Origin of the sequence: Stenotrophomonas sp. JC08 (assembly GCF_052180205.1) — a bacterium.
Taxonomy (GTDB): Bacteria; Pseudomonadota; Gammaproteobacteria; order Xanthomonadales; family Xanthomonadaceae; genus Stenotrophomonas.
In genome coordinates this window covers 2,379,850-2,395,464 of sequence record NZ_CP197473.1, presented here as the reverse complement: position 1 = coordinate 2,395,464, position 15,615 = coordinate 2,379,850, and the positions used below count along the sequence as shown (strand labels likewise).

Sequence of the window (15,615 nt, the reverse complement as noted above, 5' to 3'; positions counted from 1 at the left end):
GCGTTGGCGCGCTGGCCGCCCCTGCAGAAGGCCCATTCAGTCTGGATGGCAGGGGCAGGGTTGGAATGCGGCAGGTGCGTCGCTATAATCGCCGGCTTACCGCGCCATCCTGGCGACTGGGCTACAAAGGAAAACCACCATGGTCAAGATTCGACTGACCCGCGGCGGCGCCAAGAAGCGTCCGTTCTACCACATCATCGTCACCGACGTCCGCAGCGCCCGCGACGGCCGCAACATCGAACGCGTCGGTTACTACAACCCGGTGGCCCAGGGTGGCGAGCAGCGCATCGTGCTGGACATCGTCGCTGTCGACAAGTGGGTCGCCAATGGCGCCCAGATGAGCGACAAGGTCCGCAACCTGTACAAGGAAGCGACCAAGGCACAGGCCGCAGCGGCCTGATCCTGACGGGCCGCGTGCAAGCGCGGCCCGACTGGTTTCCGACATGAAGAAAGATTCCGAGCGCCGGATCCTGCTGGGCAGGGTGACCGGCGCTTTTGGTGTGCGCGGTGAGCTGAAGCTCGAGTCCTGGACCGAGCCGCGGCTGGCCATTTTCAATTACCAGCCCTGGATCCTGCGCAGTCCTGCCGGCCAGGAAACGGAAATCACCGGTGTACGCGGGCGCGAGGCGAGCAAGACGCTGGTGGCCGTGTTCCCCGGCGTGGATGACCGCAACGTGGTCGAATCCATGCGCGGTACCGAGATCTACGTCGCCCGCAGCGCACTGCCGCCGCCAAAGCCGGACGAGTACTACTGGGTCGACCTGGAAGGGCTGGACGTGCAGACCGTGGAAGGTGTCCGGCTGGGGCAGGTCTCGCACCTGTTCGATACCGGTGCCAACGATGTGCTGGTGGTGCGCGGTGACCGCGAACGGATGATTCCGTTCGTGATGGACGATTTCATCAAATCGGTCGATTTCGACGCCAACCTGATCGTGGTCGACTGGGATCCGGAGTTCTGATTCCGTGCGCGTCGATGTCATCAGCCTGTTCCCTGAATTCCTCGCCCAATCCGCCGCGCTGGGCGTGGTCGGGCGGGCGCAGGAGCGGGGCCTGCTGGAACTGCACGGCTGGAACCCGCGTGACTATGCCGAAGGCAATTACCGCCGGGTGGACGACCGTCCGTTCGGCGGGGGGCCGGGCATGGTGATGCTGATCGAGCCGCTGCGCGCCGCGCTGGCCGCCGCGCGCGCGGCCGACCCGCAGCCGGCGCCACTGATCTACCTCAGTCCGCAGGGGCGACCGCTGACCCAGGCCAAGGTCCGGGAGCTGGCCGCGCTGCCGCGGATGATCCTGCTGTGCGGGCGTTATGAAGGCGTGGACGAGCGTTTTCTGGTCAACGAAGTCGACGAGGAAATCTCCATCGGCGACTACGTGCTGTCCGGTGGTGAGCTGGGCGCGGCGGTGATCATCGATGCGGTGACGCGCCTGCAGGAAGGCGCCCTGAACGATGCCGAATCGGCGGTGCAGGACAGTTTCGAAGGCGATGGCCTGCTGGATTGCCCGCATTACAGCCAGCCATCCAGCCATGCGCTGGGGGACGTGCCGGAGGTGCTGCGGTCAGGAAACCATGCCGCCATCGCCCGCTGGCGCCGGCAGCAGTCGCTGATCCGCACCGCATTGCGGCGCCCGGACCTGCTGGATGAAGCGGGGCTGGGCAAGGCCGATCGCAAGCTGCTGGCCGAGGCCCGCGCGGCGCTGCAGGATGAAATGCCACCCACTGGCGCCGGGGACGGACAGTAAGTTAGAATTGCGAGTTCCCGCCAGCCGCGTGCCGGTTGTTGTGGGAGCCAGAACAACAAACGTGCAGCGCAATCCGGTGACTGCATCAGATCCAAGCTGTCGAATCGACACGCCCACCCGAAACCTATCGGTGTAATCCAATGAGCAAGCTGAACAAGTCCATCATCGCGGAATTCGAATCCGCCCAGATCACCCGCGAGCTGCCGAAGTTCGGCCAGGGCGACACCGTTGTGGTGAATGTGAAGGTGAAGGAAGGCAACCGCGAGCGCGTGCAGGCCTACGAAGGCGTCGTGATCGGCACCAAGAATGCCGGCCTGAACTCCTCCTTCACCGTGCGCAAGATCTCGCACGGCTACGGCGTCGAGCGCGTGTTCCAGAACCACAGCGCCCTGATCGAATCGGTCGAAGTGAAGCGTCGCGGCAAGGTCCGTGCCGGCAAGCTGTACTACCTGCGTGGCCTGGAAGGCAAGAAGGCGCGCATCAAGGAAGATCTGGCCGGCAACGCCCGCGCCAAGGCCGCCCGTCAGGCCGCCGAAGCTGCCGAGTAATACCCGCCGGCTGGCTCAGCCAGTTTGCAGCAACGGCCACCTCCGGGTGGCCGTTTGCGTTTCTGAACCGGTGAAATGGTGCGGCGGATGGGCAGGGCGGCTGGCGATCCGTGTCGTCACCTGTTCCGGCGCCCGAGAGCGGCACGGCCGCAGTAGTCCCGACGTGCCAATGCCGCTGCAAGCCCGTGAAAAGTCAGCCTGTGCGTGAGCGGCTGTCGCTTGAAGCATCCAGATCGGCGACCGGTGAGGGAGGCTCGGCGCCGATTTCGGCGGGCGTGGCCAGCAGATCGGTCTCCGGGGTGACCAGCATCTTCGCCTTGCGCCAGCCGCCCCAGCGGTAATAGGCCATGATCATCAGCATCGAGCACAGTGCGCTGACCGGGAAGCTCCACCAGATCGCGTCGGCGCCCAGCACCGGTTGCAGCCACAGCGCGAACGGCACGCGGATGCCCCACATCGCCATGGCCAGGATCAGCAGCGGCGGCACTACCGCGCCGGTGGAGCGGACCACGCCGGCGAGTACGAAATTCACGCCGAAAAACAGGAACGACCAGACCGCGATGTGGTTCAGGTGCCGGCCGATTTCCAGCGACTGGCTGGCTGCGGGCAGGAACAGTGCCAGCGTGCTGCGATCGAACAGGATGATCGGCGCGATCAGCGCCCCGGTCAGCAGGAAGTTGAACAGCACGCCGGTGCGCGCGGTGGCATCGACCCGCGGCCACAGGCCGGCGCCCACGTTCTGCGCGGCCATCGTCGAGCAGGCGGCGCCGATCGCCATCGCCGGCATCTGCACATAGGTCCACAACTGCAGCGCCGCGCCATAGGCTGAGGCGGTTTCCACCCCGTAGCCGTTGACCATGCTGATCATCATGATCATCGCCAGCGAGATGACGATCATCTGCAGGCCCATCGGCACACCTTTGAGCACCAGTGCCTTGAGGATAGCCGGGTCGATCTTCAGCAAGCTGGCGTCCTTGCGCCCCAGCCACAGCATGTGCCGTTTGTTGCGCAGGTACAGCAGCAGCGCGCCCAGTGCCAGCGCCTGCGAGAACAGCGTGGCCCAAGCCGCCCCGGCCACGCCCAGTTCCGGCAGCGGGCCGATGCCGAAGATCAGCAGCGGATTGAAGACGATATCCAGCACCACCGCCAGCAGCAGGAAACGGAACGGCGTACGCGCATCGCCGGCACCACGCAGTGCCGCGCTGATGAAGGCGAAGGCATACAACAGCGGCATCGCCAGAAAGATGACTTTCAGATACGCGTCGGCCATCGGCAGCGATTCGGCCGGCGTGCCCATCGCCAGCAGCAGCCGGTGCGACAGGAACCAGCCCAGCACCGCGATCAGCGCCGACAGGCTGATGAAGAATGTGGCGCTGGTGCCCATCACCCGTCGCGCCTGCGGCAGGTCGCGCGCGCCGATGGACTGGCCGATCAGGATGGTGGCGGCCATGCCGATGCCGAACACCGAGCCGATCAGGAAGAACATGATGTTGTTGGCGTTGGCCGTGGCGGTCAGCGCGGCCTCGCCGAGGAACTTGCCGACCCAGATCGCGTTGACCGAGCCGTTCAGCGACTGGGCGATGTTGCCGGCGAGAATGGGCAGGGCGAACAGCAGCAGATTGCGCCCGATCGGACCTTCGGTCAGCGAGCGGGACGGGGCGGTTTTCGGCATGGGCGCGGCAGGACTTTTGGAACGGGCACACTAGCATTTCGCAGGTGAGGCCGGCCGGGGGATTGTTTGCAGGGTGCGAGGAGGAACATGGAGGCAATGGCGACACGATGAACCGGGATGCGCAACCGATGGAAGGCATCCGTCTTGATGTATGGCTGTGGGCGGCGCGTTTTTTCAAGACCCGCAGCCTCGCCAAACAGGCGGTGGAAACCGGCAAGGTCGAGGTGGGCGGACAGCGGCCGAAATCTTCGCGCGCGGTGCGCGTGGGCGATGCGTTGCGGGTGCAGCGCGGCGAGGAGGTGTTCGAGATCGCGGTCCGGGGGCTCAGCGACAGTCGTGGCCCGGCACCGGTGGCGCAGGCGCTGTACGAGGAAACCGGCGCTTCACGCACCGCGCGCGAGGCGCTGCGCCTGCAACGTGCCGCCGCCCGCGACGGTTATCTGCCGCCGGAGCACAAGCCGGACAAGCGCGCACGCCGCCTGATCCGTGCACTGGGCGATATCGACGCCTTGTAGGAGCACGCGGATGGCTGCTCCGGTGGCGTCGTGCCGCCAGTAAAAACGCCACCGCGAGGGTGGCGTTTTCCGTCATGCGGGAGCCGGGGCTCAGCGCTTGCCGCTGCCCAGCAAACCGCTGCCGAGCTTGATCAGATCGCTGACGCCGAACTGGCCGTCGCCGTCCTGGTCCAGCACCTTGCCGAGCAGGCCCGCACCGATGCCGCCGGCCTGTGCCACCTGCTGCTTCTCCTCGCCCAGCAGCTGTGCCAGTCCGCCGGCGCTGGCCTGGCCACCACCGCTCATGCGCTGGGCGATGAAGGCCATCACGATCGGCGCGAGGATTTTCAGCAGCTGGCTTGAATTGCCCTGGCTCAGACCGGTGGCCTGCGCCAGCCCGGCTTCGGCACGGCCCTGGTTGCCACCGAAGATATGGCCGAGGATGCCGGCGCCGTTGGCCGCCGGGCTGTTGCCCGCGCCGCCGAGTACCGAGCCGAGCACGCTGCCGATGTCCAGACCGCTGTGGTTGTTCTGCAGCGCACCGAGCAGCGCCGCGGCGCCCTGCGGTTGGGCGGCGTTGTTGCCCAGGGCGCCCATCAGCAGCGGCAGTGCGGCACCGATCGCGCCGGAAGCCTGCTGCGGATCGATGCCCAGCTGCTGGGAAACCTGCTGCAGGGGTGCGCCCTGCAACTGGGAAAGGAGGTCGTCGGTCAGGCTCATGGGTTGCAGTCCTTGTGATGGTGGCTGCCGGGCATGGTACCCGCCGGCGCGGTCCGGGTGGGCAGGCGGTGCGATTGTGGACCGGCTGCGGCAACGACACCGCCCGCACAGGGCGGGCGGTGTTGCGGTGCGAACGTCCAGTAACGTTGCCGGTTACAGCTCGATGTCCTCAGCGCCCGGGGTGGCGGTCGGGAAATCGTGGCCCGGATGCGGCGGCGGTGCGAACGGATCGGCCGAGGCCGCTGCGCTGGCCAGCTTCTGCAGCGCCGCCACGATGCCGGCACCGTAGGCCGGATCGGCCTTGTTGCAGTTGTCGATGTGGCGCTGCTTGATGAAGTCCGGGGCATCACCCAGGGCGCGGGCGGTGTTCTCGAACAGGCGCTGCTTCTGCTCGGCGTTGTAGCTGCGGAACAGCGCGCCGGGCTGGCTGAAGTAGTCGTTGTCGTCTTCGCGGAAATTCCAGAAGTCGGCATCGCCACGGATCTTCAGCGCCGGCTCGCGGTAGGCCGGCTGCTCCTGCCACTGGCCGTAGCTGTTGGGCTCGTAGTGCGGCAGACCACCGTAGTTGCCGTCCACACGCATGGCGCCATCGCGGTGGTTGCTGAACACCGGGCAGCGGGCGGCATTGACCGGGATCTGGTGGTGGTTCACGCCCAGGCGGTAGCGCTGTGCGTCGGAGTAGGCGAACAGGCGCGCCTGCAGCATCTTGTCCGGCGACGGGCCGATGCCCGGCACCAGGTTGCTCGGTGCGAACGCGGACTGCTCCACGTCCATGTACCAGTTGTCCGGGTTGCGGTTGAGCTCGAACTCGCCCACTTCGATCAGCGGGTAATCGCTCTTGGGCCACACCTTGGTCAGGTCGAACGGATGGATGCGGTAGGTTTCCGCGTCCAGCTCCGGCATCACCTGCACGAACAGTTTCCACTTCGGGAACTCGCCGCGCTCGATTGCCTGGAACAGGTCACGGCCATGGCTTTCGCGGTCCTTGCCGACCAGCACTTCGGCCTGCGCGTCGGTCAGTGCCTGCACGCCCTGCTGGGTGAGGAAATGGAATTTCACCCAGAAGCGTTCGCCGCCTTCATTGATGAAGCTGTAGGTGTGCGAGCCGAAGCCGTTCATGTGGCGGAAGCTGCGCGGGATGCCGCGATCGCTCATCACCACGGTCACCTGCATCAGCGCTTCCGGCAGCAGGGTCCAGAAATCCCAGTTGTTGCGGGCACTGCGCAGGTTGGTGTGCGGATCACGCTTGACCGCCTTGTTGAGGTCGCCGAATTTGCGCGGGTCACGCAGGAAGAATACCGGCGTGTTGTTGCCGACCAGGTCCCAGTTGCCTTCCTCGGTGTAGAACTTCAGCGCGAAGCCGCGGATGTCGCGTTCGGCGTCCGCCGCGCCGCGCTCGCCGGCCACGGTGGTGAAGCGGGCGAACATCTCGGTCTGCTTGCCCACTGCCGAGAACAGCTTGGCGCGGGTGTACTGGCTGATGTCGTGGGTGACGGTAAAGGTGCCGAACGCGCCGGAGCCCTTGGCATGCATGCGGCGCTCGGGGATGACCTCGCGGTTGAGGTTGGCCAGCTTCTCCAGCAGCCACACGTCTTCCATCAGCAGCGGGCCACGCGGGCCGGCGGTCTTGCTGTTCTGGTTGTCCACCACCGGCGCGCCGAAAGCGGTGGTCATCGGCGTTGCCGGAGCATCGCCATGTTTCTGTGCCGGGGTGGTGCTGGTGTCGCGTTGCGCCTGGGCGGCCTGTTCGGGCGACGGGGCGCTGTGATACGGACAGCTCGGCTTGGTGTCGTTGTTGCTCATGGCTTGCTCCTGCTGGCGGTGGTGAATCCAGCTTCGACTGTAGCCACAGAACGATGAAATAGATAATCGAATGATCGACTTGTACCAATAGGTTTCAGCTATTGATCATGCGATTTTTGATGCACAGCACCTGTTCATCGGTGCTGTGCATTCCATTGCACCGGTCTTTGCTGAATTCGCGGACTCTGGAGGAGCAGGGGAACGGGCGCGACACCTGACGGTATCGCGCTCTGGCGTCACAGCAGCGACTTCACCCGGTACAGGGCTTCCAGCGCCTGCTTCGGGGTCAGCTCATCCGGATCCATCGCCTGCAGTGCATCCAAGGCTGCCGAACTCGGCGCGGCGAACAAACCGAACTGCTGGGGTGCATCCAGCGCCTGTGGGGCCATGGCCGCGCTCTGGGTGTCGCCGCCGCGCTGCTCCAGCTCGGCCAGGCGCCGGCGCGCCTGCGCCACCGTGGCCTTGGGCAGGCCAGCCAGTGCGGCCACCTGCAGGCCGAAGCTGCGGTTGGCCGGGCCGTCCTTGACCGCGTGCATGAATACCAGCGCCTCGCCGTGCTCGACCGCGTCCAGATGCACGTTGGCGATGCCGCTGGGCCCGCCTTCGTGGCTTTCATCGGCCAGGGCGGTCAGCTCGAAATAGTGGGTGGCGAACAGCGTATAGCAGCGGTTCTGGTAGGCCAGATGACGCGCCACCGCATCGGCCAGTGCCAGGCCGTCGTAGGTCGAGGTACCGCGGCCGATCTCGTCCATCAGCACCAGTGAGTGGGCCGTGGCGTGATGCAGGATGTAGCTGGTCTCGGCCATTTCCACCATGAATGTGGACTGGCCCTTGGCCAAATCGTCGCCGGCGCCGATGCGGGTCAGGATGCGGTCGATCGGGCCGATCAGCGCACGACTGGCCGGCACGAAGCTGCCGATATGCGCCAGCAGCACGATCAACGCGTTCTGGCGCATGTAGGTGGACTTGCCGCCCATGTTCGGGCCGGTGATGACCAGCATGCGGCGGCCCGGATGCAGGTCCAGATCATTCGGTTCGAACGGCGTATCGCGCACCGCCTCCACCACCGGATGACGGCCACGTTCGATGCGCAGGCAGGGTTCTTCCTGCAGTTCCGGCCGGGCCCAGTCCAGCGCCTGCGCACGTTCGGCGAAACCGGCCAGCACGTCCAGCTCACTGAGCGCGGCCGCACAGCGCTTGAGCGGCTCCAGATGGGTGGCGATGCTGTCGAGCAGGCCTTCGTACAGCAGCTTCTCGCGTGACAGCGAGCGCTCGCGAGCCGACAGCACCTTGTCCTCGAAGCTCTTCAGCTCCTCGGTGATGTAGCGCTCGGCATTGGTAAGCGTTTGCCGGCGCGTGTAATGCACCGGCGCCTTGTCGGCCTGGCCCTTGCTGATCTCGATGTAGTAGCCGTGCACACGGTTGTAGCCGACCTTCAGCGTCGGAATGCCGCTGGCTTCACGCTCACGCGCTTCCAGGTCGATCAGGAACTGGTCGGCATTGGTCGACAGGCGCCGCAGCTCGTCCAGCTCGGCGTCGAAGCCTTCGGCGATCACGCCGCCATCGGACAGCTTCAGCGGTGGCTGTTCGGCAACCGCACGGGCCAGCAGCTGCGCGCTTTCATCATGCGAACCCAGCTCGGCATACAGCTGCTGCAGGCGCGGTGAATCCAGCGGCTGCAGCTGCGCGGTGATGGCCGGCAGCAGCGCCAGGCCATCGCGCAGGGTGGAGAAGTCGCGCGGCCGCGCCGAGCGCAGTGCCATGCGGGTGAGGATGCGCTCGATATCGCCAAGGGCGCGGAACGATTCACGCAGGTCGGCATCGGCGCCGCGATCGATCAGCGTGGCCACCGCATGGTGACGCTGCTGCAGCACCTCGCGCAGGCGCAGCGGGCGGTGCAGCCAGCGCCGCAGCAGGCGCCCGCCCATCGGCGAGACGGTGCTGTCCAGTACGCCGAGCAGCGTGTTGCGGGTGTCGCCGTCCACGCGCGTGTCCAGCTCCAGATGGCGGCGTGTTGCGGCGTTCATCGCGATCGCCTCGCCGGCGTTTTCCATCGCGATCGAGGTCAGGTGCGGCAGGCGTTGCTTCTGGGTTTCCTCGACATAGCCGAGCAGGGCGCCGGCGGCAGCGGTGGCACGCGGCTTGTCGTCGATGCCGAAGCCGGAAAGGTCGTGCAGCTTGAAGAACGCCAGCAGCTGGCGACGGCCGCTGTCGGCATCGAACAGCCACGGCGCGCGACGCCGCACGCCGCTGCGCTGGCGCAGGAACTCCGGCCAGTTCTCCTCGTCGGGGACCAGCAGCTCGGCCGGCTCCAGCCGCGCCAGTTCCGCTTCCAGCGCGTCGTCGCTGTCGACCTCGTTGACCAGGAAGCGGCCGCCGGCCAGATCGGCCCAGGCCAGCCCATAGCCGGCCTTGCCGCGCGACAGGGCCATCAGCAGGGTGTCGCGGCGCTCGTCCAGCAGCGCCTCGTCGGTAACGGTGCCGGGGGTGACCACGCGCACCACCTTGCGTTCGACCAGCCCCTTGGCCAGCGCCGGATCGCCGATCTGCTCGCAGATCGCCACCGATTCGCCCAGCGCCACCAGCCGCGCCAGGTAGCCCTCGAAGGAATGCACCGGCACCCCGGCCATCGGGATCGGCGCGCCGCCGGAGCTGCCGCGCTGGGTCAGGGTGATGTCGAGCAGCCGTGCGGCCTTGCGCGCATCGTCATAGAACAGCTCGTAGAAATCGCCCATCCGGAAGAACAGCAGCAGGTCCGGGTAATCGGACTTGGCAGCAAAAAACTGCTTCATGAGCGGGGTATGTTCCTGCGCGCCCTTGGCTAACTTGCCGGATGCTTTGATATCAATGGGTTGTGGGTTGTTTGGATCTTGCATCACTGGCTCAGAAAGGGGCTAAAATACGTTTCAAGGCGACTCCGATGGTCCATAAATGGACCGCAAACGAAGGGCGGGGCGCTGACTTTGGTCCCCTGGACCATCCATTAGCCACGCGTAGAGGTGTGGACCATGGCAAAAGTCGCCTTACAGAAGTATCGCCTGACTCAGGCTCAATTGCGTTCCCTGACCATGGCCGAGCGTCCCGAACTGGATGCGAGCGGCAAGGTTGTCTTTGTGCCCAACGAAAAGGGCGAGCCCTATCGCTTCGTTGACGACACCCCAGGTGCGCCCGCGGGCTTCGGCTTCTATGTCGGCCCCACGGGCGTGTTCTACGAACTGCGGATGCAACACAAAGGCGTCCGGCGGCGGCTGGCCTTGGGTTCCGTTCAAGAGCTGACGTTGGCCCGCGCGCATGAGCTGGCGGGCGCGCAGCGTCATCACATCCGGCAGACCGGCGAGGATCCGCGCGAGCGGATCCGTATCGAGACAGAGCGACAGCAGGCCAAAGGCACAACGGTGGGCGACGCGCTGCGTGCCTACCTGGCTCACCTGGAGGACAAGCTGGCCCGTGGCAAGGCTAAAAAGGGTGGCGTGGAAGGCGTGCGCGACTCACTCATGCGGCTTGAACGCGAAGAGGTCGGGCTCGCCAAAAAGGCCATTGCGGGGTTGGCGGACAAGGACATCCTGAACGCCTGGAATGCCCTGCGGCACTCGTGCATGCAGCAGTCCAATCGGTTGAAGCCTGAACTCAAGACCTTCATTGCCAAGCAGGGCAAGTGGTGGACGCTCAGGCTGGAAGACTGGGTGCGTCTGGGTCTGACCGGCAAGGACATTGAGCTTGCGTATGCGGCGGGGCTTTCAGCAACCGAGCAGACGATGGGCAATGCGGCACGTGCCGTCACACGCGCCATTGCCGCCGAACGCAAGCTGGCCAGCCAGCAGGGGCGCCCGCCCGCCTTGGGCTACAACCCCTTCGATGTGCTGCGCGAGCAGGAGCGCTACCGTTCCTCCCGAGAGCTGGCGACCCACTACGAAAACGCCAGGGTGCGTAATCCGTTGGGTACGGATGACTCGGCGACCGGCCAGCAGACCCTGCCCACGGTTCTCAAGGCGTTGGTGGGGCGGCGTGACATGCAAAACGGCCACAATGCGGTGGGCGTGGACTATGTCCTGCTGACCTTGCTGTGGGGTGCGCGACGCAATGAGGGCGCCAAGCTGCGACGCTTTGAGAGCTGCTCGCCCGAAGAGTTGAGCCTGCAGATCGTGTCTTGGGTGTGGCTGGCGCCCAAGCCCAACGTCAAGAACCCCACTACCGGCCTTCGCGGCTCCCAAGTGTTCTTCCACGACACGAAGAACGGGCAGATCCAGCTGCTGCCAGTGGCGTACTTCGCCGAGCGGATCCTGCGGTGGCGTTTCGACGACAGCTACATGAAAGAGCGCGCGCTGGCCAAGGAGCTGGTCAAGGCCAAGCGCGAAGGCGACAAGAAGCGGGTGGCTCATATCGAGTGGCAGCTGGTCAACCTGGCTCGCTGGGTGTTCCCCGCGCGTAATCCGAAGTCAAAGGAAGGTCACCACACCGATAGCAAGGCCATCTTGCACAACGTCCGGCTGGACGCTGGCCTACTGGATCCCAAGCGTGGCATCGACATCGGTCTGACTCCGCATGACTTGCGTCGTACCCTGGGGCGGTTCGCCGGCAAGTTGCTCCCTGGCCACGTGGTAAGCCAGTTGCTCAACCACCACAGTGACCAGGACGACGGCGGCAAAATGGCCAAGGTCACCGAGCGATACAGCCAGCAGGAGTGGCCGGCGCTACAGGAAGCCATGGATAAGGTTGAAGGGGCGATGATCGCCACCAGCCCGCGCGTCTGGAATATCCTCAAGGGCCCGGACCGCCCCATGCTGGACGAAATCCGAGATCCCCCCTTGAACCTCCCGTCGAGGCGAACCCTTGGCCATCGCAGCAAAGCGCACACCGCAGGACGCAAAGGAGACGCTGGCTCAGCGGCGAGCGAAAGCCGACGCGCGCGCCAAGGCGGTCATTGAAGCCCTGCGCCATGCCGGCGATCTTCGCCGGCATCAGGCCGCCGCCGATGCGCTGGAAGGGCTGCTCGCCCGGGCAACCGGCTTGCGCTTCGGCACGCTGGCCGATCTGCTGGCACCCCAGCCTTGGGCGCTGGACGAGAACGACAACATCCTAGGTCATCTGCTCACGGTGGAGGACGTGGTCTATCTGGCGGCGGTCGCCGACGAGCGGGTGGACGGGCTGACGCTGGGCGAAGCGTTCGCCCTGCCATGGGCCGACTTGGATGAGCGGGAGGCGTGGACGCGGGTGTATGCGGATGCCTTGCGCGCGCTGGCTGACGAGGCCGAAGGGCAGCTGGAGGCTCAGCGTAGGCGGGAGGCGTTGGGGCAGTTGGCGAGCAAGGAGTAGCTCAGGAAGTTTCAGGCTGGAAGCGGGGTTCCTGAAAGTTTCCGCGTCAACGCGTGCTGGCTGTAGATTACAGAAACGTTGTGGGGTGGCTGTAATTGAGTCCATAGGCGAGGGCTGGCCTCGCTCGGGGAAAGTTTAGGGAAGGCAAGGGAAGGCTAGGCTAGGGGGCGCGCATGAGCCGGATACGGAAAGTTTCAATTCGACGTTTCCGCGGTATCCAATGGATGGACTGGATGCCGAGGCCGGGCCTGAACGCCATTCTCGGTTCAGGCGATTTTGGGAAGAGCACCGTTCTAGATGCCATCGCTTTGGCGATGTCGTCCACTCGGCGCGAAGTCTTCTACGACACAGACTTTTTTCGTCTAGATCCGGCGGCAGGATTTGAGATCTTTGTTACGTTGGGTGAACTGCCCGATGAACTAAAGGATGTTGATCGGTATGGCGACTATCTACGAGGCTGGAACCCGCTGACGCGCGAGGTGGAAGACGAGCCAGGAGAGCTATTGGAGGATGTGCTTACCCTGCGGCTGGCAGTAGGGGAGGACTTGGAGGGGTATTGGTCACTGTTCTCCGACCGGACTGCTGGCCAAGAGCCTCGGGACCTGTCGCTGCCACATCGAGCCCTGATTGCGCCGGTCGTTCTAGACCAGTCACCTGTCACCCATCTGCGGTGGGCTAGGCAGTCCATCCTCCAGCGCTTGGCTGAGCCTCAGTTCTCTGTCCGGTCGTTGGTGGCGCGAGCTGCCAGGGGACTGAGGGAGCAGGCAGCCGACGAGGAGGGGGTTGATGCCGAGGTCGAGGCGGTCGTCACGCAGGTGAATGAACGAGCCAGGGAGCTCGGAATTCGGCCCGCCCAGGACGTGCAGGTGCTGCTGGATGCATTTGGCATTCCCGGCTGGAATGCTTCGCTGGCGTTGCACGACAACCAAGGGGTTCCCCTTCGTCGCTTAGGTACAGGATCTTCGCGATTGCTGGTGGCGGGGCTGTTTCATAGCCGCATGGCTCCGGCAGGCATCGCGCTGGTCGATGAAGCCGAGTTCGGTCTGGAACCCCACCGAATTGCCCGGTTCCTCAGGCTGCTCGGTGCGGGGGACGATGGAGGGCCTCAGGTCTTCTTGACGACGCATTCGCCAGTCGTGGTGCGTGAGTTGCGCGCCACCGAGCTTGCGATTGCACACTGCGATCCCATTTTGGGCACGCATGAAATTACCAACGTGGCCGACACCCAAACGGGCATGGACACGCAGGCCCTTGTCCGCCAGAACGCCGAGTCCTTCCTGGCCGCGTCGATCATCGTTGCCGAAGGTCCAACAGAGATCGGACTTGTAAGGGGGCTGGATTACTACTGGATCAGTCAGGGGCAGGATCCGCTTGCGCTCGCCGGTATTGCGATTTCCAACGGAAATGGCATCCCTCAAGCAGCCCCCCGGGCCGCTGCGTACGCCAAGCTTGGCTATCGAACGGCGCTGCTCATGGATGACGACCGGCCGCTTACTGCCGAGGAGCGAGCGCCGGTGGATCAGGAGGGTGTGAAGGTTATCTCCTGGGGTGCCGGTCATGCGACTGAAGAAGCACTATTCAATGGACTTGGATGGCCTGATGTACTCGCACTGGTGGCTATCGCAGAGGAGATTTGGGGTGAAGGACACCTTAGTCAGGGCACGCGTAATGCGTCAGGCGGCGTATTAAATCTTGCCGGATGTCGAGTAGGCGATAACCCTGTGGCTCGAGCTACCCTTGCAGCAGCCTCGAAGTCACAAGGATGGTTCAAGCGGATCGACTTCGGAGAGCGAGTCGGACAGGAGGTCGTGGGGCCTGGTTACGAACGGGCCACACCTGAGCTTCGTGCAACTTTAGAAGCGATCTATTGGTGGACGCGCAGTGGCCAGGACGCTTGATTCAGAACAACTGGTGGGTGTGGCGCGGGGACTGATTGAAGCTGCGGCTGGCTGTGGGAAGACAGAAGCAATCGTACGGCTGACGGCAGAATGGCAGGGGCCACGCACTCTCATCCTTACCCACACCTTGGCGGGTGTGGCAGCCCTGCGGCGGCGACTCCAAGGGGCGAATGTTCCGACAAGCCGCTACACGCTGATGTCGATCGACGCCTGGTGCGTGCGCAGGGTCTCGGAGTTCCCACTTCGGGCGGGGCAGCTGCCCGACGCCTCTAATGCCGGTGTGTTCTATCCGGCAGTGCGCACAGCTTGCTTGGGTCTACTTGAGAGCAGGGCCCTGAACAGGGTGTTGCAGGCCACCTATGGCCGCGTGTTCGTGGATGAGTATCAGGACTGCGGGCCTACTCAACATGCGATTGTGTGCAAGCTGGCAGATCTGATTCCCACGTTCGTTTTCGGAGACCCTCTTCAGGCTGTCTTCGGGTTTAGGAACGCCCCTGTGATCTCCTGGGACCAGGATGTCGTTCCGACCTTCCCTTTGATTGAGACGCTTGACCATCCATGGAGGTGGGAGCGGGTTGGTGCTAACGAACTAGGTCAATGGCTAGCCCGGGCCAGGGTGCAGCTGAGGGATGGTACCGGTATAGATCTGCAACAGCTCCCGGCTGGCTGCGAATGGCGACAGTTGAACGGGAACTACGCCAACGACAGTCAGATAATCCGGAACGCAACAAGCTACTGGAAACGTAACGACGGCAGTGTCTTGGTGATGGCCAATCCGCAACAACCCCAACGGCACGCTGAGCTGGCACGGAATGGGGAAGGTATTCAGGTCGTGGAGAACCTTGATCTACGTGCTGTGTTCATGAGCGTGAACCAACTTGATCGAGCTGCCCCCTCAGAGCGGTTGGGCCACCTGCTGGAGTTAGCGCACTCGGTCATGACGGGGATTTCTGTCAGAGAGATCCAGCGGCGTCTGGAAACATTGCGACGCGGCCGGGCACGTACTCCGGCTACGTCAGATGAAACAATTGCGTTGGCCTTTGAGGCCCAGCCAGATTGGCGTCAGGCTGGACAGGCACTGCGGAGCTGGTCGACTCAGCCGGGACGAAGGGTCTTCCGGCGTGATGTACATCGCATGCTCGTGGACTGCTTTGCCTCCGTTGCCGAAGGGCGACAGCCCTCGCTTGCACAGGCCATGGGTTCGGTACGCGAAAGGCGAAGGCACCAAGGCCGGCCGGTCAACGCGAGGGCTGTCGGTAGCACGCTACTTCTGAAGGGACTTGAAGCTGACTACACGGTGCTACTCGATATGGAAGAGCTAGAGCCCGCTCACATCTATGTCGCATTGACGCGCGGGACGCGAGGGATGCTAGTTCTGTCGCGCGAACGTTGGCTGGGACGGGCGTGTCCGATTTTTTGTGTGTGAG

The 15,615-nt window shown here is 64.5% G+C and carries 13 protein-coding genes; 9 read left to right on the top strand and 4 right to left on the bottom strand.

Annotated elements, in window-relative coordinates:
- Positions 1–139 precede the first annotated feature (139 nt).
- The 4 genes from rpsP (at position 140) to rplS (ending at position 2,288) form a co-directional block, all read left to right on the top strand.
- Positions 140–400: a 30S ribosomal protein S16 gene (rpsP, locus tag ACSBPQ_RS11005; protein ID WP_442682192.1), complete on the top strand. Its 261-nt coding sequence runs from the start codon at positions 140–142 to the stop codon at positions 398–400.
- 43 nt (positions 401–443) lie between these two features.
- Positions 444–959: a ribosome maturation factor RimM gene (rimM, locus tag ACSBPQ_RS11000; RefSeq protein WP_442682191.1), complete on the top strand. Its 516-nt coding sequence runs from the start codon at positions 444–446 to the stop codon at positions 957–959.
- A 4-nt stretch (positions 960–963) separates the two neighbouring features.
- Positions 964–1,740 carry a tRNA (guanosine(37)-N1)-methyltransferase TrmD gene (gene trmD, locus ACSBPQ_RS10995; protein ID WP_442682190.1) on the top strand — a complete coding sequence of 259 codons (777 nt, stop codon included), beginning with the start codon at positions 964–966 and terminating at the stop codon, positions 1,738–1,740.
- A 140-nt stretch (positions 1,741–1,880) separates the two neighbouring features.
- Positions 1,881–2,288, top strand: a complete 408-nt coding sequence (gene rplS, locus ACSBPQ_RS10990) for a 50S ribosomal protein L19 (protein ID WP_442682189.1) — start codon at positions 1,881–1,883, stop codon at positions 2,286–2,288.
- A 193-nt stretch (positions 2,289–2,481) separates the two neighbouring features.
- On the opposite strand, the gene ACSBPQ_RS10985 is transcribed toward rplS, so the two are convergent.
- Entirely contained in the window at positions 2,482–3,960 is a 1,479-nt protein-coding gene (locus ACSBPQ_RS10985; protein WP_442682188.1) for an MATE family efflux transporter, read from the bottom strand.
- 128 nt (positions 3,961–4,088) lie between these two features.
- Between ACSBPQ_RS10985 and ACSBPQ_RS10980 the strand changes: the two genes are divergently transcribed.
- Complete coding sequence (locus ACSBPQ_RS10980) at positions 4,089–4,475, top strand: RNA-binding S4 domain-containing protein (protein WP_442682187.1); 387 nt, start codon at positions 4,089–4,091, stop codon at positions 4,473–4,475.
- Positions 4,476–4,565: 90 nt separating this feature from the next.
- On the opposite strand, the gene ACSBPQ_RS10975 is transcribed toward ACSBPQ_RS10980, so the two are convergent.
- The 3 genes from ACSBPQ_RS10975 to mutS all read right to left on the bottom strand — a co-directional run bounded on the left by ACSBPQ_RS10975 (position 4,566) and on the right by mutS (position 9,769).
- Complete coding sequence (locus tag ACSBPQ_RS10975) at positions 4,566–5,174, bottom strand: DUF937 domain-containing protein (protein WP_442682186.1); 609 nt, start codon at positions 5,172–5,174, stop codon at positions 4,566–4,568.
- A gap of 153 nt (positions 5,175–5,327) precedes the next feature.
- Positions 5,328–6,977 (bottom strand): catalase, encoded by a 1,650-nt coding sequence (locus ACSBPQ_RS10970; protein WP_442682185.1) that lies wholly within the window; start codon positions 6,975–6,977, stop codon positions 5,328–5,330.
- A gap of 236 nt (positions 6,978–7,213) precedes the next feature.
- A complete protein-coding gene (gene mutS / locus ACSBPQ_RS10965) occupies positions 7,214–9,769 on the bottom strand; it encodes a DNA mismatch repair protein MutS (protein ID WP_442682184.1) in 2,556 nt (851 codons plus the stop codon).
- A 216-nt stretch (positions 9,770–9,985) separates the two neighbouring features.
- On the opposite strand from mutS, the gene ACSBPQ_RS10960 reads away from it, so the two are divergent.
- From ACSBPQ_RS10960 to ACSBPQ_RS10945, 4 genes are all read left to right on the top strand, one after another.
- Positions 9,986–11,902 carry an integrase family protein gene (locus ACSBPQ_RS10960; RefSeq protein ID WP_442682183.1) on the top strand — a complete coding sequence of 639 codons (1,917 nt, stop codon included), beginning with the start codon at positions 9,986–9,988 and terminating at the stop codon, positions 11,900–11,902.
- Positions 11,808–12,290, top strand: coding sequence for a hypothetical protein (locus ACSBPQ_RS10955; RefSeq protein ID WP_442682182.1), 483 nt, complete (start codon positions 11,808–11,810; stop codon positions 12,288–12,290). The genes ACSBPQ_RS10960 and ACSBPQ_RS10955 overlap by 95 nt, the downstream gene beginning before the upstream one ends.
- A gap of 224 nt (positions 12,291–12,514) precedes the next feature.
- Entirely contained in the window at positions 12,515–14,188 is a 1,674-nt protein-coding gene (locus tag ACSBPQ_RS10950) for an ATP-dependent nuclease (RefSeq protein WP_442682181.1), read from the top strand.
- A gap of 196 nt (positions 14,189–14,384) precedes the next feature.
- Positions 14,385–15,614 carry a UvrD-helicase domain-containing protein gene (locus tag ACSBPQ_RS10945; protein ID WP_442682180.1) on the top strand — a complete coding sequence of 410 codons (1,230 nt, stop codon included), beginning with the start codon at positions 14,385–14,387 and terminating at the stop codon, positions 15,612–15,614.
- Position 15,615: the final 1 nt, after the last annotated feature.